At 64.4% G+C, this 20,301-nt stretch carries 20 protein-coding genes; 4 read left to right on the top strand and 16 right to left on the bottom strand.

What is annotated here, in order from left to right; translation table 11 throughout:
- Nucleotides 1-21: 21 nt before the first annotated feature.
- The 4 genes from RX329_RS30840 to RX329_RS30855 all read right to left on the bottom strand — a co-directional run bounded on the left by RX329_RS30840 (nt 22) and on the right by RX329_RS30855 (nt 3,149).
- Nucleotides 22-1,215: an efflux RND transporter periplasmic adaptor subunit gene (locus RX329_RS30840; RefSeq protein ID WP_018457051.1), complete on the bottom strand. Its 1,194-nt coding sequence runs from the start codon at nt 1,213-1,215 to the stop codon at nt 22-24.
- Between the two features lies 1 nt (nt 1,216).
- Nucleotides 1,217-1,918: a TetR/AcrR family transcriptional regulator gene (locus RX329_RS30845; protein ID WP_083926457.1), complete on the bottom strand. Its 702-nt coding sequence runs from the start codon at nt 1,916-1,918 to the stop codon at nt 1,217-1,219.
- 89 nt (nt 1,919-2,007) lie between these two features.
- Entirely contained in the window at nt 2,008-2,598 is a 591-nt protein-coding gene (locus RX329_RS30850; RefSeq protein WP_085362286.1) for a thiamine pyrophosphate-dependent enzyme, read from the bottom strand.
- On the bottom strand, nt 2,595-3,149 hold the full coding sequence (locus RX329_RS30855) for a sulfopyruvate decarboxylase (protein ID WP_018457054.1): 555 nt from the start codon (nt 3,147-3,149) through the stop codon (nt 2,595-2,597). Before RX329_RS30855 ends, RX329_RS30850 begins: the two co-directional genes overlap by 4 nt.
- Before the next feature lie 107 nt (nt 3,150-3,256).
- Here RX329_RS30855 and RX329_RS30860 point away from each other — a divergent pair, with 107 nt between their 5' ends.
- Nucleotides 3,257-4,477 (top strand): cytochrome P450, encoded by a 1,221-nt coding sequence (locus RX329_RS30860; RefSeq protein WP_018457055.1) that lies wholly within the window; start codon nt 3,257-3,259, stop codon nt 4,475-4,477.
- 137 nt (nt 4,478-4,614) lie between these two features.
- Here the strand turns inward: RX329_RS30860 and RX329_RS30865 are convergent, their stop codons facing one another.
- The 9 genes from RX329_RS30865 to RX329_RS30905 all read right to left on the bottom strand — a co-directional run bounded on the left by RX329_RS30865 (nt 4,615) and on the right by RX329_RS30905 (nt 13,969).
- Complete coding sequence (locus RX329_RS30865) at nt 4,615-5,478, bottom strand: sugar phosphate isomerase/epimerase family protein (RefSeq protein WP_247300244.1); 864 nt, start codon at nt 5,476-5,478, stop codon at nt 4,615-4,617.
- Nucleotides 5,478-6,683, bottom strand: coding sequence for a dihydrodipicolinate synthase family protein (locus tag RX329_RS30870; RefSeq protein ID WP_018457057.1), 1,206 nt, complete (start codon nt 6,681-6,683; stop codon nt 5,478-5,480). The genes RX329_RS30865 and RX329_RS30870 overlap by 1 nt, the downstream gene beginning before the upstream one ends.
- 10 nt (nt 6,684-6,693) lie before the next feature.
- Nucleotides 6,694-7,845, bottom strand: coding sequence for a Gfo/Idh/MocA family oxidoreductase (locus RX329_RS30875; RefSeq protein WP_317244776.1), 1,152 nt, complete (start codon nt 7,843-7,845; stop codon nt 6,694-6,696).
- A complete protein-coding gene (locus tag RX329_RS30880; protein WP_317244777.1) occupies nt 7,842-9,239 on the bottom strand; it encodes a hypothetical protein in 1,398 nt (465 codons plus the stop codon). The genes RX329_RS30875 and RX329_RS30880 overlap by 4 nt, the downstream gene beginning before the upstream one ends.
- A 4-nt stretch (nt 9,240-9,243) precedes the next feature.
- A complete protein-coding gene (locus tag RX329_RS30885; RefSeq protein WP_249802247.1) occupies nt 9,244-10,074 on the bottom strand; it encodes an ABC transporter ATP-binding protein in 831 nt (276 codons plus the stop codon).
- A gap of 14 nt (nt 10,075-10,088) precedes the next feature.
- A complete protein-coding gene (locus RX329_RS30890; protein ID WP_247300253.1) occupies nt 10,089-11,081 on the bottom strand; it encodes an ABC transporter substrate-binding protein in 993 nt (330 codons plus the stop codon).
- 63 nt (nt 11,082-11,144) lie between these two features.
- A complete protein-coding gene (locus RX329_RS30895) occupies nt 11,145-11,954 on the bottom strand; it encodes an ABC transporter permease (protein ID WP_007593901.1) in 810 nt (269 codons plus the stop codon).
- 290 nt (nt 11,955-12,244) lie between these two features.
- Entirely contained in the window at nt 12,245-12,952 is a 708-nt protein-coding gene (locus RX329_RS30900) for a TetR/AcrR family transcriptional regulator (protein WP_247300255.1), read from the bottom strand.
- A 168-nt stretch (nt 12,953-13,120) separates the two neighbouring features.
- Nucleotides 13,121-13,969, bottom strand: a complete 849-nt coding sequence (locus RX329_RS30905) for a VOC family protein (RefSeq protein ID WP_247300258.1) — start codon at nt 13,967-13,969, stop codon at nt 13,121-13,123.
- Nucleotides 13,970-14,179: 210 nt separating this feature from the next.
- Here RX329_RS30905 and RX329_RS30910 point away from each other — a divergent pair, with 210 nt between their 5' ends.
- Both RX329_RS30910 and RX329_RS30915 read left to right on the top strand, forming a co-directional pair.
- Nucleotides 14,180-15,073, top strand: coding sequence for a sugar kinase (locus RX329_RS30910; RefSeq protein ID WP_007593904.1), 894 nt, complete (start codon nt 14,180-14,182; stop codon nt 15,071-15,073).
- A gap of 18 nt (nt 15,074-15,091) precedes the next feature.
- Nucleotides 15,092-16,009, top strand: a complete 918-nt coding sequence (locus RX329_RS30915; RefSeq protein WP_018457065.1) for a ribokinase — start codon at nt 15,092-15,094, stop codon at nt 16,007-16,009.
- Here RX329_RS30915 and RX329_RS30920 read toward each other — a convergent pair whose 3' ends face one another.
- Nucleotides 16,010-17,230, bottom strand: a complete 1,221-nt coding sequence (locus RX329_RS30920) for an NAD(P)/FAD-dependent oxidoreductase (protein ID WP_317244778.1) — start codon at nt 17,228-17,230, stop codon at nt 16,010-16,012.
- 225 nt (nt 17,231-17,455) lie between these two features.
- On the opposite strand from RX329_RS30920, the gene RX329_RS30925 reads away from it, so the two are divergent.
- The gene (locus tag RX329_RS30925) at nt 17,456-18,250 is read left to right on the top strand and encodes an enoyl-CoA hydratase/isomerase family protein (RefSeq protein WP_317244779.1); all 795 of its coding nucleotides are present in this window, start codon (nt 17,456-17,458) and stop codon (nt 18,248-18,250) included.
- A 17-nt stretch (nt 18,251-18,267) separates the two neighbouring features.
- On the opposite strand, the gene RX329_RS30930 is transcribed toward RX329_RS30925, so the two are convergent.
- Both RX329_RS30930 and RX329_RS30935 read right to left on the bottom strand, forming a co-directional pair.
- Nucleotides 18,268-19,608, bottom strand: coding sequence for a TRAP transporter large permease (locus RX329_RS30930; RefSeq protein ID WP_026233292.1), 1,341 nt, complete (start codon nt 19,606-19,608; stop codon nt 18,268-18,270).
- A complete protein-coding gene (locus RX329_RS30935; protein ID WP_085352138.1) occupies nt 19,605-20,186 on the bottom strand; it encodes a TRAP transporter small permease in 582 nt (193 codons plus the stop codon). The genes RX329_RS30930 and RX329_RS30935 overlap by 4 nt, the downstream gene beginning before the upstream one ends.
- Nucleotides 20,187-20,301: the final 115 nt, after the last annotated feature.

Genomic DNA, 20,301 nt, shown 5'->3' on the forward strand with positions numbered 1-20,301 from the left:
CATGCTGCAACGTGTACGATGTCAGTAGCGCGGCGGCTGCGCCGGGATCTGCGGAGCCGGGTCGGTCGAAATCGACACCGCCGCGCCCGATTGCAGCTTGAGCTGGCCGACGGCGACGACCTTGTCGCCCGGCTTCACGCCCTTGACGATTTCGACGCGGCCTTCGACCCGGTTGCCGGTCTGCACGAAAGTGCGCACCGCGCTCAGGCTGGTCTTGCCGTCGGCTTCCTTCTTCTCGGTGATCACGAACACCGAGTCGCCGTACAGCGTGTAGTCGACCGCCGTCTCCGGCACGGTGACTACGGCCGGCTTGTCCGGCAGCACCACCGTGGTGGTCACGAACATGCCGGGCTTCAGGATCTTCTCCGGATTAGCGATGGTCGCCTGCACGCGGATGTTACGGGTGTCGGTCGAGATCTGCGGCTCGATCGTGGTGATTTTGGCGTCGAAGGTGCGGCCGGGATAGGCGTCGACCTTCAGCCGGACCGGTTGACCGACCTTGAGGCTGCCCGAGTCCTTTTCCGTCACCGTGAAGTTGGCCCACAGCTCCGACAGATCCGTCAGCGAAACGATGGCCGTGCCGGCGGTCAGATACTGGCCGACCTCGACCTTGCGGACGCCGAGATCGCCGGAGAACGGCGCGCGAACCAGCTTCTGCGAGATCAACGCTTCGGTCTTGGCGATACCCGCCTGCGCCTGATCGTACGCGGCCTGCGCGGTGTCGACGGTTGCCTGCGGCCCGAACTGGCGCGACGCCAGTTGCTTGGCGCGATCGAGCGACAGCTGTGCGACGGTGGCCTGCGCCTTGTAATTGGCGAGGTCGCCCTGCTCCGGCGCGTCGAACATCTGCACGAGCGGTGTGCCGGCCTCGACATGCGTGCCCGGCTCGAACTTGATCTCGGTGACACGGCCGTTGACGTCGGCGCTGACGTCGACCTGGTGCACGGCGGCGAGACCACCGACGGCGGTCAACAGGTTCGGCACCACCTCGGACTTCGCCTCGGCGGCGCTGACCGCGACCGGCGGCGGCTTGTTGTTGGCGAAGAACTGCTTGATCATCTGGCCGCGGAAATAATTGAACCAGACGAGGCCACCGACGAGCACGGCCAGAAGCGTGCCGACGACGATGAACCAGAGCACCGGCCGGACCGGACGCTTGGGAGCCTTGTTGTCGATCGGTTCGCCCGAAATCTTGTGTTCGGTCACGATGTTCATGTCATGCACTTTCTGCAATCGCCGTCTTGCCCGCACAACCGGCCTGATCGCGGCCCAAATGCGAAACAATTGCGGCGTCGTTAAGTCCGATACCCCTCAGGAGAAACTCACAGAGCTGCCGCTCGAGGTCGTTCGCCTTGCCGTAAGCGAGACACGGCGTGGCCGGCAGCCTGGTCAGCGCAGCCGTCATCACGGTGTGATGCGCAAACCAGAACAGGTTGAGCGGTTCGCCGTTGTATGGCCGCGCGTCCCCCGCGGCAACCGCACGCTCGAGCGAGGCGACGAAGGCCGCCCCGATCAGCGCCTCGATCTTGGCATATAGCAACCGGGCAAATTCGCCATCCTCCAAATGACTCGTGGTCATCAGTCGCAGGCGCTGGGCCTCTTCCTGGTCGGGGCCATCGGCGATGTGCATGAAATGCCCGACCATGCCGCGGATCACTTCGACCAACGTAGCGGTCGACGGCTCACGTTCGAGCAGCTCCATGAGCGCCGGGTCCGCCTCGCATTCATCGCTGAGAATTTCGGCGTAAAGCGCGGCCTTGGACGGGAAATGCTTGAACAGCAGCGCTTCGGAAATGGCAGCGGCGGCCGCCACGCTCTTGGTCGTGGTGCCGGTATAGCCGTGTCGGGCAAAGCAACGCTTTGCGGCGCCGAGGATCAATTGACGCCTCAGGTCGCTCGTCATACGCAATGAGCTCATGCTAGTGAGTAAGCACTCACCCACGCAAAAGTCAAGCCGAATGGTGCGATGCAACCTACAAGAATCGTCTCTTAGAGGTATCCCAAGTTCTAAATCGGGCGGAAGCCGAGGTCGCCGCGGATCCGGTTGAGAATGTAAGTCCCATCCCGGCTGGGCAAAATGCGCTCCAGATTGGCGCTGTCGATCTTCACATTGGCAAAGCGCGGCCCGGCCGTGACGTCGTGGACGGATTTGGCGAAGGCCTCGACCTCGGCCATGGTCGTCACAGACCGGCTGTCTCCGATGCCGCAGGCTCTGGCGATGCCGACGAGGTCGGCGGCCACGGAAGTGTGGCTGGTCTGACCGCCGGTCTCACCATAGGCCTCGTTGTCGAGCACCGCGATCGAGAGATTGGACGGCTTCTGCAGACCGATAGTGGCAAGGCTGCCCATGCCCATCAGCATCTCGCCGTCGCCGGTGATGACCAGCACCGGCAATTTTGGCTGCGCCAGAGCGAGGCCCAACCCGATCATCGCCGCCCCGCCCATGCCGCCCCAGAGGTAGAAATTGCGCGCATGATCGCCGGCCGCGCACATGTCGTTGGTGGAGGCGCCGAGGCCGCCGATCGCAACCACGTCCTTGCGGTCCGCGAGAAGCGTGGACACCACCTGACGGCGGTCGAGGAGATTGGCCTTGCTCATTTGGTGAAAACCTTGGCGCCGATCAGGCGCTGCGACAGCAGGACGGCGGTGGGTGTGAGCGCGTTATAGGCCTGCGCGGCCGCCGCCTCTAACACGGCCGGCACCTCGGCTGCGTTAGACGCCCGCAGCACCTTGACACCCGAGAGCTCGAACACGCCCTGCGTGGTCGATCCCATCGGCACCTGCCATGGATTGAACTCGCCCCACTCGCCACGCATCGTCACCAGCGTGAGGAAGGGAAAGCGCAGGATCGGGATCAGCGAGAGCATGTTAATGCAATTGCCGACCCCGCTCGACTGCATCAACAGCACGCCGCGCTGGCCCCCCGTCCAGGCGCCGGCGAGAAGCGCCACGCCCTCCTCCTCCGTCGTGAGCGGAATGCCGCGCATCGTGGACGATGCCAGCACGCGCTGGATCAGCTTTGAATGGCCGGCGTCGGGCACGTAGGGCACCTGCCGAACGTCGAAGCGTTGCAAGGTCGCGAAAATATCGTCGGGCCAATGAGTGCTGGACTCGGCGGCCGTGTCGGCAGCGTCAGCGCGGGCGTGCATTTTCCTGTCCGGTCGGCTTGCAAATCGCGGCTCGACTGTAGACGGTGAACCGAGCCGCTCAAAAGAGCGAATACAGCATATCGGACTCAACCGGCGAGTATGGCGGCATGAACGCAAGTGCGAATGAACTGGCGGCCAGTTTCGATCTGGAACAGCTGACGGCGGAATTCTACCACAATCCCTACCCGACCTATCGTGCACTGCGGGAGAACGAGCCGGTCAAGCGCCTGCGCAACGGCACCGTGTTCCTGACCCGCTATGACGACCTCGTTACGACCTACAAGAACACAAAATCGTTCAGCTCGGACAAGAAGCGCGAGTTCGCGCCGAAATACGGCGACACCCCGCTCTACGAGCACCACACCACGAGCCTCGTCTTCAACGATCCGCCGGCGCATACCCGCGTGCGGCGTCTGATCATGGGCGCGCTGTCGCCGCGCGCGATCGCGGGGATGGAGCCTGACATCATCAAGCTGGTCGACGGCTTGCTTGACGCCATTGCCGCCAAAGGTGATTGCGAGCTGATCGAGGACTTCGCCGCCTCGATCCCGATCGAGGTGATCGGCAATCTGCTTGACGTGCCCCATGACGAGCGCGCGCCGCTGCGCGACTGGTCGCTGGCGATCCTGGGCGCCCTCGAACCGGTGGTGTCGCCTGAAGTGGCTGCCCGCGGCAACAAGGCGGTGACGGACTTCCTCGCCTACCTCCGAACGCTGGTCGCGCGCCGGCGCGAAAGGCCCGGCACCCCCGAGCGCGACGTGCTGACGCGCCTGATACAGGGTGAAGACAACGGCGAGCGGCTGACCGAGAAGGAGCTGCTGCACAACTGCATCTTCCTGCTCAATGCCGGCCACGAGACCACCACCAACCTGATCGGCAACGGCCTCGTGGCGCTCGACCGGAACCCGGATCAGAAGCGGCGGCTGATCGACAATCCTGAGCTGATCAAGACTGCGGTCGAAGAGATGCTGCGCTACGAGAGCTCGAACCAGCTCGGCAACCGCATGACCACGGAGCGGGTCGAACTCGGCGGCGTCATGCTCGAAGCCGGCACATCCATCACGCTCTGTATCGGCGCTGCCAACCGTGACCCCGCACAGTTTCCGGACCCGGAGAGATTCGACATCGCGCGCACGCCGAACCGGCATCTCGCCTTCGCCACCGGCGCGCATCAATGCGCCGGCATGGCGCTGGCGCGATTGGAAGGCGCCATCGCGGTCTCGCGCTTCTTGGCGCGCTTCCCGAACTATGCCGTGAGCGGACAGCCGGTCAGGGGCGGACGGGTGCGGTTCCGCGGCTTTTTGAGCGTGCCCTGCGCGATCGGCTGAGGCATCAAAACAAAAAATCGCGAAAACAACCCCATGCACAGTAGAAGGTTACCGGCGCGGGATGGGCCAGCGATTCCGCGCAACCATTTGACATCCCAGGCCATCGGCGCCGCCGCGCGCAACAATTGCCGGAAGGCCTAAACCACCGTCTTGTGCCGCGCGATGCAGGTTTGCAGCACCTCGTCCAACGGTTTACCCCACCAGTCGTTGGAGAAGATTTCGATCTCCGAATAGCCGGCAAAGCCCTGCGCTTCGACCGCTGCGCGCACCGATTTGATGTCGATCACGCCGTCGCCCATCATCCCGCGGTCGTTGAGAATGTCCCTGGTCGGCACCAGCCAGTCGCAGACATGGAAGGCGAGCAGGCGATCTTGGCCGGCGCGGGCGATCTGCCCCATCAGCTCCGGATCCCACCAGATGTGATAGACGTCGAGCGCGACGCCCAGCATGCCGCTGCGATCGGGATCGAGCCGGTCGCAGATGTCGAGGGCCTGCTTCGTCGTGTTGACGCAGGCGCGGTCCGCCGCATAGGCCGGATGCAGCGGCTCGATCGCCAGCGGCAGCTTGGCCTGTTTGGCGTAATCGAGCATATCGGCGAGCGCCTCCTCGACCTGCGTCCGCGCGCCGGCAATGTCCTTCGACGCCTCGCTGCCCGGCCGCGAATATTGCGGCAGGCCGCCGACAACGAGCACGATGCAGGGGGCTCCCAGCGCCTTGGCTTCGTCGACGCAGCGCCGGTTGTCGTCGCGCACGTCGCCGCGCCGCGATGCGTCGGAGGTGAACAGACCGCCACGGCAATAGCCCGACAGGTCGAGACCGGCATCGCGCACCGCGCGCGCGGCGCGGTCGAGACCGACGGCGGCGACCTGATCGCGCCAGGGATCGATGGCGCGGATGCCGTGCCTTGCACAGGCCTCGATGATCTCGACGAGGTCACCCTGCTTGCGGATTGTCGCCGTGTTGAGCGACAGCCAACGATGGTCGGACGAGAAATCACGCATCAGGATTCGATTCCGTGCGTTGAGAGCACCGCCTGCATCCGCCGCGTCGCCAGCTCCGGATCGGCGAGCAGTCCGGCCTTGTCGGCCAGCCGGAACAGTTCGGCCAGATGCAGCGTCGAGCGCGTGCTCTCCTGCCCGCCGACCATGGTGAAGTGGTCCTGGTGGCCGTTGAGATAGGCCATGAAAACCACGCCGGTCTTGTAGAACCGCGTCGGCGCCTTGAAGATGTGCCGCGACAGCGGCACTGTCGGCCCCAGCACGTCGTGGAAGCCGGCTTCGTCACCCGCTGCCAGGCGCGACAAGGCGTAGGACGCCGCCGGCGCGATCGCGTCAAAAATGCCGAGCAGCGCGTGCGAAAAGCCTTCGACGTCGCCGGCGATCAGCTCCGCATAATTGAAATCGTCGCCCGTATACATCTTGATGCGCTTGTCGAGACGACGGCGCATGTCGATCTCGCGCTGCTTGTCGAGCAGCGATACCTTGACACCGTCGACCTTGGCGGCGTTGCCGTTGATGATGGCGACCGCAATATCCATCGCCTTGTCGAGATCGTTGGTGCCCCAATATCCCGTCAGCGCCGGATCGAACATGTCGCCGAGCCAGTGGATGATCACGGGCTCGCGAACCTGCGACAGCACGCGATCATAGACCTTTGCGTAATCGTCGGCATTACGGCCAAGCTTCGCCAGCGCGCGCGACGCCATCAAGATGATGCGGCCGCCGACCTTCTCGACCGCCGATGTCTGCTCCTCATAGGCGCGGATCACGTCGTCCATATTTCTGGCGTCCTCCACCGCGAGATGGTCGGTGCCCGCTCCGGAAAACACCAGCGCGTTGCGACGCTTGGCGGCAGACACCGAGCGCGTGATCAGCTCCAGCGAGGTCGGCCAGTCCAGCCCCATGCCGCGTTGCGCGGTGTCCATGGCTTCCGCAACGCCAAGCCCGAGGTCCCAGACGTGCTCGCGGAAGGCGATAGTCTTGTCCCAGTCGACAGCGGCGGAGAGCCACGGGTCGTTGTCGGCAAAGGGATCGGTCACGGTATGGACGGCCGAGAACGCGATGCGGCTCAGCGGCCCCTCGAGCTTTGCCGGAAACGTTCGCGAGGCCGCGAGCCGGTAGGTCTCGATCGAGCGATCGGCTTTCGGCAGCTTGAGCGACAGGGACGACGTTGACGGAACGGGCTTGGGCTGGACGGGCTTGTTCATTATTCCCTCCTCAGACCTTAATCGGCGCGACGTCGATCCAACGCCGCTCCTTCCAGCTCTTCAGCGCGCATTCGGCGAGCTGCACGCCCTTGACGCCTTCGAGCAGCGTGAACTTGTAGGGCGCATCCTCGTAGACGTGGCGGATGAACATCTCCCACTGCTCCTTGAAGCCGTTGTCGTAGGTGACGTTGTCAGGCAGCTTCTGCCAGTCGCTGTAGAAATCGTGCAGCCGCTTCTCGTCGGGATTCCATACCGGCCGGGGCGTCGCCTGCCGCGCCTGGATCATGCAGTCGGAAAGGCCGGCGACGGCCGAGCCCAGCGTGCCGTCGACCTGGAAGGTGACGAGATCGTCGCGATAGACGCGCGTCACCCAGGACATGTTGATGTGGGCGATGGCGCCGCCCTTGAGCTGGAACGTGGCATAGGCGGAGTCGTCGGCGGTCGCCTTGTACTTCTTGCCCTGCTCGTCGAAACGCTCGGGGATGTCGGTGTTGCCGATGCAGCTCACGCTCTCGACCTCGCCAAAGAGATTGTCGAGCACGTAGCGCCAGTGGCAAACCATGTCGAGGATGATGCCGCCGCCATCCTCGTCGCGGTAATTCCATGACGGCCGCTGCGCCTCCTGCCAGCCGCCTTCGAACACCCAATAGCCGAACTCGCCGCGCACCGAGAGAATACGGCCGAAGAAGCCGGAGTCGCGCAGGAAGGCGATCTTCTTCAGGCCGGGCAGGAACAGCTTGTCCTGCACCGTGCCGTGCTTGATGCCCTTGGAATTGGCGAGCTTGACGACCTCGAGCGCCGCCTCGAAGTTCGTCGCGATCGGCTTCTCGCAATAAACGTGCTTGCCGGCATTGATGGCCTGGGTCAGAAGGCCCGGCCGTGCCTGTGTGGTCGCGGCATCGAAGAACATGGTGTCGTTCTTGTCGGCGAGGGCGGCATCGAGATCGGTGGTCCAGCGCGTGACGTTGTAGCGCTTGGCAAGGGCCTCGACCTTCTCGGCGCTGCGGCCGACCAGGATCGGGTCCGGCATCACGCGGTCGCCGTTCTTCAAGCGGACGCCGCCCTGCTCGCGGATCGCGACGATCGAGCGGATCAGATGCTGGTTGAGGCCCATGCGGCCGGTAACGCCGTTCATGATGAGGCCGAGGCGTTGGGTGGTCATGCCGATTGCTCCTGCAGTGATTTGGGCTGTTCGAGCGGGCGTAGCGCCGACCAGTCCGGATGGACCGACGTCGCAAATCCCGTTGCATTGAGCGATCCCGTGAGGAGATCGCCGTTGTGAATAGAGAGGCGGATGCCCTGCCCGGCATCCGCGTAGAGATCGGGATGCGCGACGGCGCAAACCTGGGCCTCCGCGGCGGGCGTATCACCGAAGCCATCGACGTAATGGTGGCCGTTACGTTCGGCATGGGTGATGCCGATGAAGGCACCGAGCGCAAGGTCCTGCTGCACGGCGACGCCCGCCTGGCAGGTCAGGTCCTCGCCGGTCACGAAGAATCTTTCGCCGGCCACGCTCCATTTCGCCGCGCGCGTCGCGTTGACGATGGACTTGTAAAGCCCTTTGCACGATTTCGACGAGATGCCGTGATAGCCAAGCGCCCGTGCCGCAGGAAACGTATCGTAGGAATCGTCGGCTTCGTCGATGATGAAACCGCGCGCAGCGAGAGAGCCGAGCGGCGACAGCCTCGTAACATCGCGCGGCATTGGCTGCTCGATATAGAGCAGCCTGGATGAAATCGATCGCAGCGCAGTGTCATGGTCGAGCCGGCCGATGAGTTCATGCAAGGCTGCGAGATCGGCATATTGCTCGTTGGCATCGAGCGTCAGGTTGTAGTCACGGTCCAGCGCATCGAGCTCCTTGCCGATGCGCGCCAGCCGCGCTGCATCGGCGACGGGGTCCCCCGATAGCTTCAGCTTGAAGTATCTTGCCCCGGAGTTCTCGCGGGCATCGGCCACCCCGCCCTCGCCTTCAACGGTGTCGTCGAGGCCGACGGTATGCCTGATGGCAACACGCGGCAGCGGCTTCCGGCCGGATAGAAACGTCGTGAGATCCGTCTCCTTCAGGTCGGGCGAAAGCCGCGCGTCGATGCCGGCGATGTTGCCGGCCATGCCGTCGAAAAAATTGGTCTCGGCAGCGCGGAGCAGCGCATCGAGGATCGCTTTGTCGATTTCGGCGGGGCCGTAAGCCGCCGCAAGCGCCGGAATGTTCTTTTTCGCACATGTCGCGACCTGGGCACCGATGCACGAGGCATGCAGATCGAATGCCGTCAAAAACCCGGTTCGCGCGAGATAAAGCCCCCGCGCGATCTCCAGCGCGCGGCGCAAATCATCGACAGTCTGCGCCGGCGACAGTTCCGGCCGCTTGTCGAACCATTTCGGCACCAGCAGCTCGGCGCTGGCACCGACCGCGCTTCCCCGGCCCTCCACCTCGATCTCGACCCGCACGAACAGCTGCGGCGTCGCGTTGATCGTGATCGCGCCAAAGCGGAACGGCCGCGCGAACTGCACGGGACGTTCGAAGAACGCGATATCTCGCAGCTTCAGACGCAGCGCCATGGCTTTAGTCCAGCGAACCTTGCGAGAAGAAATGCTTGCGTATGCGCTGTACGAGTTCGGTGAACACAGGGTCGGCCATCACGTCGAGCGAGCGCGGGCGCGGCAGCGGGACGTCGTAGATCGCGGCGACCGCGCCGGGCCGCTCGGTCATGACCAGCACGCGATCGGCGAGGAACACGGCCTCGGGGATCGAATGCGTGATCAGCAGCACCGTCTTTCTGGTCTCGCGCTGGATCCGCATCAGCTCGACATTCATGCGCTCGCGCGTCAACGCGTCGAGGGCGCCGAACGGCTCGTCCATCAGCATGATCCTGGGATCATGCACCAGCGCGCGGCAGATCGAGGCGCGCTGCTGCATGCCCCCGGAGAGCTGCCACGGCAGCTTCTTCTCGAAGCCTTCGAGCCCGACCAGCTTCAACAGCGCCTTGGCGCGGTCGAGATATGTCTGGCGCGGCAGCCGCTTCATGTCGATCGGCAGCATCACGTTGGACAGGATGTTGCGCCATGGCAGCAGCAGCGCGTTCTGGAACACGATGCCGACATTGCCGTGCGGCGTCGTCACCTTCTCGCCCTCGACCAGGATCTCGCCCGTCGTCGGCGGCAGCAGTCCCGAGATCAGCTTGAGCAGCGTGGACTTGCCGCAGCCGGATGGGCCGACCACGACGAAGAACTCGCCGTCGTTGATGTGAAAGTCGAGCGGCCGCAACGACGGCACATCGCCGTCGCGCGTCCGATAGATCTTCGACACGCCGGACAGTTTGATGCCCGACGCGTCGCCCGCAGCCCGGTCGCTCACCAGTCTCAGATGCGCGGCCGGTTGCAGGGTTTCACTCATGGCTGTCGCGGGTTTCACGAACCGCTCTTCGGCAGATAGTCGTTGGTATAGAACGCCTTCGGGTTCTCCTTGGCCTTGGCATCGAGCCCGCCATATTCGACCATCAGGTTGACGCTGTCGGTCATGTTCTGGTCGGTGACCTGGAACGGCCGCTTGCTCTTGGTCTCAGCAGTCCGGTAGAGCGGAATGGTTAGCTCAAAACCCTGCGTCAGCGTGTCGACCTTGCCGCCCTTTGGGTTGGCATCGAGGATCGACTGCGCCGCGGCCTTCGGCTCCTTCTCGGCGGCCTCGACCGCCTTGGTCGTCGCCGACATGAAGCGGCGGACGAGATCGGCATTGGCCTTCACATAATCAGTGTTGGCGATGATGCCCGAGGAGACCATGTTGATGCCGTAGTCGGCGAACTTGATCGGATAGACGTCCTTGCCGGTGGCGTCCTTGATCTTCATGGACTGGTCCATGACGTAGCCGAGCAAGAGATCGGCCTGGCCGTTGATGACCGCGTTGAGCTTGGTCTGGCCGTCGCCGGCAACCGTCTGGAAGTCGCTTTCCTTCAGGCCGGTCTTCTTCAGGAACAACGGCCAGATCTGGGTCATGGAATCGGCCGGCGTGATCGCGACCGTCTTGCCCTTGATATCCTCCGGCTTCCTGATGTTCTTGTCGGCGAAACCCATCGCGGACATCGGGCTGGTCTGGAGCAGCACCCCGGTCGCGACCACCGGCGCACCCTTGATCGCGGCACGCATCATGGTGGGCACGTCGACATAGCCGAAATCGGCGGTCTTGGCGGCCACCGCCTGCGTGGTCGCCGCCGAGCCGCGGCCTTCCTGGATCTCGAGGTCGATGCCTTCGGCGGCGTAGATGCCCTTGGCCTTGCCGTAATAGAACGGCGCGTGCTCGCCATAGACGTACCAGTTCAGCATCAGCACGACCTTGTCGGCCGCTTGCGCCGGCATGGCCGCGAACACCATCAGCGCCGCCGAGACAGCTCCTATCCACCGCTTCATCGTCACTCTCCCTTATCGTTGTTTGCGCCGGCCTTTGGCGGCCGTTCGTTGCTTTGGTTGCTGTTAAGAGGCGAAAATCACGTCCTCGCGCTGGCTGACATGCCAGGGAATGACCAGCTTCTCGATCCGGTCCACGATCCAGAACAGGATGACGCCGAGCAGCGCGAGGATCACGAGCGCTGCGAACATCGTGGGCAGGTCGAAGGTGCCGATCGAGCGCTGCATCACATAGCCGATGCCGGAATTGGAGCCGACGAACTCGCCGACGACGGCGCCGACCACGGCGAGCGTCACCGACACTTTGAGGCCGGAGAAGATCGCGGGCAGCGCATGCGGCAGGTTCACCGCGCAAAACACCTGGAAGCGGCTGCCCTGCATGGCGCGGGCGAGATCGACCATATCTGGATCGACCGATTTGAAGCCCTGCACGGCGGAGACCACCACCGGAAAGAAGCCGAGCAGGAACGCCGAGATCACTTTCGGAATGATGCCGAAGCCGAACCAGACCACGAACAGCGGCGCGATCGCGATCTTCGGCACGGATTGCGAGAACACCAGCAGCGGATAGACGTAGCTCTCCACGGTCTTGGAGCCCGCGATCAGCATCGCGATGGGGATGCCAAACAACGCCGAGAGCGCGAAACCGCAGACGGTGGCATAAGTCGTCGGCCAGGACTGGCGCAACAGTTCCGGCCAATCGGTGCGCAGCACCGCAATGACATCGCCCGGCGACGGGATCTGGTAGGCGGGAATCTTGAACAGCCGGATGGCGAGATCCCAGGCCACGACGATGAACACCAGGAACAAAAACGGCCGAATCCAGGCCGCATTCAGCATCTTGGACACCGCACTCTGCGGCTTCAGCTCAGCCACGTCTCGCTCCCGGCAGTCTTGTTCGTTGGGCGAGAAATTAACCCGTTGGGTAAATACTGTCCAGCGGTTTTCCTGCGACGTTTTGGGCGGGTTCCGGGTGGCTTGAGGGACGCGTCGGCAGCGCCACGTCTTCGGTGTCATTCCCCGCGAAGGCGGGGAATCCAGTACGCCGCGGCCCGTCGGCTCAACCACAACCGTCTCGGAGTACTGGATCGTCCGGTCAAGCCGGACGATGACGGCTGAGTTCGGAGAAGCGCCGATAATCCATCGAGCTGTAGCGAGTTACACCGCTAAACCGTCTGCGCCACCGCGGCGCGCGACTTCGGCGCCTTCGTCATAGCTAACAGTGCGGCCGACTGCCCCGTCAGCGCTGCCAGCACGAGGCCGACCATGTGGTCCAGCCGCTCGTCCTTGGCGTCCTTGGCCAGCAAATCGCGACCGAAGATCACGCTGAGCGTCGCCGAGTTCGACAGATAGAAGAAGCAGAGTCCCGCGATCGAGATGTAGAGCTGGACAGGATCGACCGCGACCTTGAAGTCGCCGCCGGACACACCGCGCCGCACCACGGTGCCGATCATCTCGACGAAGGGCGAGTGCATCGACTTGACCTTGGTCGATTTCTTGAGATGCTTTGCGCGCGCGAGATTCTCGGTCTGGAGCAGCGACAGGAATTCGGGATTGCGCAGGAAATAATTCCAGGTGAACTCGATCAGGCGGCGGATGGCCTCGGGCGGATCGAGATGTTCGAGATCGAGCCCGCGCTCCTCGCTGCGGATCTTGTCATAGGCGCCTTCGAGCACCGCGAGATAGAGCTCGTCCTTGTTGCCGACGTGATAATACAGCATCCGCTTGTTGGCGCCGGCGTTGGCCGCGATGCGGTCGACGCGCGCGCCGGCAAGCCCGTGCGCCGAGAACTCCTGCTTGGCGGCTTCGAGAATACGCAGCCGCATCCCCTCGGGATCGCGCTGCCATTTCAGAGTTCGCTTTGCCTTCGCCAAACCGGTTGCTCGCTGGGTGCTGTCAGGATGGATGTAACACGCGCGCGGCCCGCCGCATAGTTTCGTCATTGCGAGCGTAGCGAAGCAATCCAGACTGCCACCACGGCGACAGTCTGGATTGCTTCGTCGCAAGAGCTCCTCGCAATGACGAGGGGGAGAGACTGAACTTCAATCCACCGGCTTCGGCGAGCGCTCCAGCAGGACCGTCTGGATGCCGCAGGTGCCGGTCCGCACCGTCATCACCCGCGTGCCCGGCTTGCGGCCGTTGCGCACTTCGCTGACGTCGAGGCCGGCGGCGATCAGGCGGGCGCGCGTGGCGTCGATATCGGTCACCCGCCAGCTCAGGCCCCACAGGCGGTCATGCAGGGAATCGCCGCCCGCGACGGGGCGGCGCACCACCTCGACGACGAGATCGCCGCAGCGGAAGAACATCAGCTGGCCCCAATCCTGGTGCGAGCGGTCGAGCGCCAGATCGAGCCCGAGCCGCGCGCCATAGAGCGCGGCGGCGCGATCGGAGTCCTCGGTGGTGATCACGACGTGGTCGAGCGCATCGATCGGCGCGATATCGGTCGCCGGTGAAAGCGGACGCTCATCAGCCAGTTCGAGGAAGAACGTGCGCACGCCGCGCGTGAGCTCCGTGGCGGCGCGCGTCCGCTTCCAGTGCAGGACCGCACCGCTCTCCGCATCGCTGCTTTCGACCTCGGCGACCGGATCCGGCTTGAGCGCCACCCGCTCCAGCCGCCGGTGCATTTTTCTCATGTCCGCGACACGAAAGCACAGGCTGGCGAGCACGCCTTCCTGGTCGTCGAGCAGCGCGCGCATGCGGTCGGCGGCCACGCTGAAGCCGTTCGGCGCCATCAATTCGATCGTCATGTTCGCGAGAGTGAACAGCACCCGGTCAGCGCCCTCGCCCGAGTTCTGCCAGGCCGGCGCGCGCCCGAGCAGCGTCTTATAGGCCGCCTTGGCCGCACCGATATCCCTGACCAGTGCGACGACGTGATCGAGGCCGGTGATCATGCTTCCCCCTGTTGAGCGGCCCGGAACCGTGGACCGAGAGACGGCGTTTGTCCGGGCTTGGCATTGCCCGGTGATGGTCGTATTCCGGCCGCATGCCGACCTCAAGCACTCCCAGCGGCGGTTTTGCGAATAATTTCAGCGGTCCCGCGACGGAACCGGTGTTACAGTAAGCACGCCGGCCGGGACCACAAAGCGCATCACGGACAAGCAATGCAGGCTCTCTTCATCGGACAGACCTATATCGACGTCGTCTTCATCACCGACCACATGCCGACCGGCGACGAGAAGCACGTGGCCTCCGACTACGCGGTTTCCTTCGGCGGCAATGCGGTGACCGCGGCGTTCTGCTGCGCCAAGCTCGGCATCGTGCCCGATCTGATCGCCACCGCGGCCAATGACTGGCTCGGCCGCATGTTCATGGACATGTGCGCGAAATATGCGATTTCGCTCCATGGGCGGAAGGTCAATCAGTCCTCGCTGTCCTTCATCATGCCCAAGGACGGCAAGCGCGCCATCGTCCGCTGCCGCGACGACGACCACATCCATCCCTTCCCGATGCTCAATCTCGGCGGCTGCCGCGCGCTGCATGTCGACGGCCATCAGCCCGATGCCGCGATCCACTACGCAAAAGTCTGCCGCGAGGCCGGCATCTTGACCTCGCTCGACGGTGGCGGCCTGCGCACCAACACGCATGAGCTATTGGAATTCATCGACGTCGCGATCGTCGCCGAGCGCCTGTGCGAGCAGATGGATCTCACGCCGGAAAAGATGCTGGACTATCTCAAGAGCCGCGGCTGCAAGATCGGCGGCATCACCATGGGCGAGAAGGGCCTGCTCTGGTACGACGAGACCGGAACGGTGCAGGTGATGCCGGCGATGCCGATTCCGCGCGAGCGCGTGATCGACACCAACGGCGCCGGCGACGTCTTCCATGGCGCCTATGTCTATTCCTATCTCGCCCATCCCGGCAAAAGCTGGCGCGAGCATTTCGATTTTGCCCGGGCAGCCTCGACCTTCAAGATCCAGCGTCTTGGCAACGAAGCTGGCCTGCCGACTCTTGTCGACATCGCCAAGGTCAGGCACGAGTTCGAGGTTAGGGTCTAGCGCTCGCAGGGGTCTCTCATGGGGCGCGTCTTCGTCGCCGGCAGCATCAACATGGATGTGGTGGCGACAGCCGATCGCCATCCCAGGGTCGGCGAGACCGTCGCCGGCAAGCAGGTGCTGTATTTTCCGGGCGGCAAGGGCGCCAACCAGGCGGTGGCGGCGTCGCGGCTTGGCGCGCGGACCACGCTGATCGGCCGGCTGGGCAAGGATTCGTTCGGCGGTGAGCTGAGGACGTTCCTCGGCGCGCAAGGCATCGATCTCGGCGCGATCCGAGAGACGGCCGAGGCGCACACAGGCACGGCCATCATCACGGTGGCGGAGGCCGACAACACCATCGTCGTCATTCCCGGCAGCAATGCGCTTGTCGGCGTCGATGACGTCGCGGCCGTCCCGCTGGCCAAGGGCGACGTCGCGGTCAGCCAATTCGAGATCCCGCTGCCGACGATCGCCGCGTTCTTCCGGCGGGCTCGCGACATTGGCGCCACGACGCTGCTCAATCCGGCTCCGGCACAAACCATGTCGAGCGAATTGCTCGCGCTGATCGACATCCTCGTGCTGAACGAGACCGAGCTCGGCCTCCTCGCCGGCGTGGAGTTGTCCGACAGTGACGAGGCCGCGCGCATCCTCGACGTCGCACGAAAACTTCAGGCGCGCGAGGACCAGACCATCTGCGTGACCCTCGGCAAGCGCGGCGTGCTGGCGCTCGCGGGACGCGAGGAGATTTCGGTGCAAGGCCGCGTGGTGAAGGCGGTCGACACCACGGGCGCAGGCGATTGTTTTGTGGGAGCACTCGCGGCGCAACTCGCCGACGGCGTCGACTTGCGCGCAGCACTCGCCTTCGCCAATGCCGCCGCCTCGATCTCCGTGCAGCGCATGGGCGCGGGGCCGTCGATGCCGACGGCCGCGGAAGTCGCCGCCGTCCTCAATGCGAACTGATCACGCCAGCGCGCCCTTCAGGTCGAAACTTTCGTCGGCGGCCTGCTCCGGCGTGATCGAGCGATCCAGGCCGAACAGGCGGCGGCCGAACATGTGGTCGCCGGCACGGTTGATCGATTCGATGCCGAGCAGATTTTCGCCCTTGTAGCAGAACGCCGAGAATGCCTTCCTGGTGGGATCGCCGCGCAGGACGACGCGGTCGTAGCCGGTGGTGAGGCCCGCGATCTGGAGCTTGTCCTCGCCCTGGTCGCTCCAGAACCAGGGATGGCTGTCATAGGCCTTGCGGTCGCCAGTCAGCCGCGCCGCGAGGCAGCGCGCGTGATCGGTGGCATTCTGCACCGATTCCAGCCGCTGCGATCCGCCGACGCGCGGGCTGTTGAACAGCGCGCAATCGCCGATCGCCGAGATATCAGGATCGGCCGTCGAGAGATATTCGTCGACGATGATCCCGGCCGCGACCGGCAGCCCCGCCTCCGCCGCAAGCTCGATGTTCGGCAGCACGCCGACGCCGACCACGACAAGATCCGCCGGCAAATGCCTTCCGTCGCTCAAGGAGACGCCGGTGACCTTGCCGTCCTCCGCCTCGATCGCGGTTGCTTGCACGCCGAGGTGGATGCGGATGCCGGCCTCGCGATGCCGCGCCTGAAAATACTCCGACACCTCAGCCGTCACCGCGCGCGCCATCACGCGCGGGGCGAGTTCGAGCACGTCGACCTCTAGCCCCTTGATGCGCGCGGTGGCCGCGAATTCGAGGCCGATGAAGCCGGCGCCGATCACCACGACCCGCGTCTTTGACGGCATGATCTGCCGCAGCGCCTCGCTGTCGTCGAGGATGCGCAGATATTTCACGTCGGGAAGGTTCGCATTGGGCAGATCGAGCAGCCGGTTGCGGGCGCCGGTCGCCAGCACGAGGTGGCCGTAGGGCAGCGGCCTGCCCGAGGCGAGCAGCACCTTGCGCCCCGCGCGGTCGATCGACACGGCGCGGCCCGCGACCAGCTCGATGCTCTGGTCCTGGTAGAATTTCCCCGGCCGGAACATCAGGCTCTCCGGCCCGGCGGTCCCCTTGATGTAAGCCTTGGACAAAGGCGGCCGCTGATAGGGCAGATGCGCCTCGTCGTTGATCAGGCAGATAGCAGCGGAAAATCCCGCCTGACGCAGCGATGCCGCCACCTGGTAGCCGCCATGGCCGGCACCGATAATGACCACCGGACCGTCCGTCATTGGACAGCCCATTTCCGCAAGACACGAGCGTCACCCATGTCGTCTCCTCTCGCGCTGATTTTGGCTTGCTTGCCCAGGAGGAGCCGGCGCTCGTGTCCGTCCCTGACGAAGGCAGGTCCATTTGAACCTATCGTTCCGGCTTGCGCAAGGGCGCCTGCCGGGGATTGTCACCCCTCGCCTTCTGCGATTTAGTCGCACGAACGACCTCATGCCGGGGATTTCAAGATGCCAGCTCCCGTCTCCCAGCCCGACGATCCCGCCTTGCTGCGGATCGACGGGCCGATCGCGACCATCACGCTCAACCGGCCCGCCGCGTTCAACTCGATCAATCTGGCGATTGCACAACAGCTCGAACAGCTCGCGGCTTACATTGAGGGCGCCGACGACATCAGGGTCGTGGTCCTCGAAGGCGAAGGCCGCGCCTTCTCGGCTGGCGGCGATCTGCAGACGATCGGCGCCGCCGCCGAAGCGGGCACGGTGACGCCGGTCGTCGGCGAGCTGTTGAAGCACTATCACGCCTTCATCGAGATCCTCCGGCGCATGCCGAAGGTCTCGCTGTCCAGCGTGCACGGCTCGGCGGCCGGCGCCGGCATGGGCCTCGCCTTCGTCACCGATCTCTGCATCGCCGCCGAGGATGCCAAATTCACGCCGGCCTATGCCAAGATCGGCGTCTCGCCGGATGGCGGATCTACGGTCGGCATCGTCAACACGGTCGGCTCCCGCCGCGCGCTGCAGATTTTCCTCTCCGAGGACAATTTCACCGCGCAGCAGGCCCATGAATGGGGTCTGGTTGCGAAGCTCGTTCCCGCCGCCGAGTTGAAGGCGGCAACGCGAACCCTCGCCGAGCGGCTGGCGCAGAACCCGCTCGCCGCGATTGCCGGCACCAAGTCGCTGGTCTACCAGGCCGCCACGACCCCGGTGAAGCAGCAACTCGACGCCGAGGAGCACAAGATCATCATGGCGATGAACACTGCGGAGTTTCGAACCGCCGTGAAGAAATTCACCAGCAAGAGCAAGTAGCGTTCACTCGAGCAGGCTTACTTGGGACAGATATAGCCCGTGCCCGCCGGCGACTTGAAGCATCCGACCGATTCCGGCAGCACTTTCTGCGGCAGCCACAGCACCACACTCGGGAAATAGATCGCAAACGCGATCGTCCCGAGGAACACCAGATAGATCGGCAAAGCGGCGCGTAGCGCCTTTGCGAAACTGACGCCGACGAATTTCGAGGCCATCAGCAGCACCAAGCCGTAAGGCGGCGTGATCAGGCCGAAGGCGAGCGTGGCGATCAGCACCACGCCCATATGCACGGCGTTGATGTCGCCGGCTTCCGTCAGTGTGTTGACCAGCGGCATGAAAATGATGATGGTCGGCACCGGCTCGATGAAATCGCCGACGACCGTGAACAGCAGCACCATCAGCAGCATGATCAGATGCGGGTCGTTGCCGGCGAGCGAGGTGATGACTTCGGCGATGTAGCTTGCACCGCGCAAATAGGCGAGCATCCAGCCGAACGCATTGGCGGCGCCGATCGTGATCAGCGGCAGCGAGAAGATCAGGCCGGCGAGACAGAAATCGTACGGAATCTTCCTGATATGCCCGCGGTTGAGCGCTGGGATCACGACGACGACAATCCAGACCACGGCGACGACACCGGCTTCCGTCGGCGTGAACCAGCCGGTCAGGATGCCCCCCAACAGGATCACCGGAATCATCAGCGGCAGCGCCGCATCGCCGGCCGCGAACACCACCTGCCGCAGCGGCGCGCGCGGCTTGCGCAGGCCGGACGGGCCGAAGAAATAGCAATAAATCATCAACCCGAAGCCGATCATCAGGCCCGGCACGACGCCTGCCATGAACAGGCCGGCGATCGAGACATTGCCGACGGCGCCATAGACCACCGCGGTGATGCTCGGCGGCACCAGCGCCGCGATGGTCGATGCGGATGCGATGATCGCGGCGATGAAGGCGGGCTCGTAACCCTCGCGCTTCATCGGGCCGCCCAGAGCGCGGCTCATCACAGCGACGTCGGCCGTGGTCGAGCCCGACATTTCCGAGAAGAACATGCTGAAGACGACCACGACCTGCGACAGGCCGCCTCTGATGTGGCCAACGAGGGACACCGAGAGGTTGGCTATTCGAACCACCACATTGGCCGAGCTCATGAGCTCGCCGACCAGCAGGAAGAACGGGATCGCCAGCAGCGCCTCGGAATCGACGCCGTCGAAGATTTTCTGGATGATTGCGGCGAGCGAGACGTCCGACAGCAGCGCGCCGATGAAGACACCGGCCATCAGCGAGAACGGCACGGGCACGCCGAGATAGCCGAACGACAGGAAGCAGACCGTCATCAACGCCAGAACAAGGGGTGCGCTCACGGCTGCGCCCTCATCTGCGCGTCGGTGATAACAGGCGCCCCGTCATCCTCTTCGGGCGGCTCGGGGTGGTCAAAGCCGTTGCGCAGACCGTTGACGAGCTGCTCGATGGTGAACAGGCCGATCAGCACGCCCGACAGAGGGATGATCGCGTAGAGCGAGGCGATCGGCGTGCCCGACGGCAGGCGGAAACTGCCGAAGCCGCGAAGATAGTTCTGATAGCCGTACACGATCAGGCCGAAGGCGACGCCGAGCACCACGATCCGGATGATGACTTCGACGATCAGACGCGGCGTGCCGTGCATCGCCTCGGAGATCGCGGTGAGATAGAGGTGGTCGTTGCGCCGGGTCGCGGCCGCGGTGCCGACGAAAATCGCATAGATGAACAGCGTCGAGGTCACTTCCTGGAGCCAGAGCCAGGGATGGCCGATGGTACGGGTGACGATGTCGGCGGTCACCGACAGCGAGAAGCCGAAGCAGAGCACGCCGCAGAGGATCATCAAGGCGAGCTCGAGCCAGTCCAGCCCGCGCCATTTGAGGTGCCGTTGGCGTTGCACCAGCAGTTTGTCGGCGATTGTCATCACTATCCCCGTCGTCCCGGCGAAAGCCGCGACCCATATCCCCAGCTGCGTGTGGTCAAAGCAAGCTGGCGGCTATCCTGCCCCAAGCGCCGCCGCGGCGTATGGGTCCCGGCTT

Source organism: Bradyrhizobium sp. BWC-3-1, from assembly GCF_032917965.1.
GTDB classification, from domain to species: domain Bacteria; phylum Pseudomonadota; class Alphaproteobacteria; order Rhizobiales; family Xanthobacteraceae; genus Bradyrhizobium; species Bradyrhizobium canariense_D.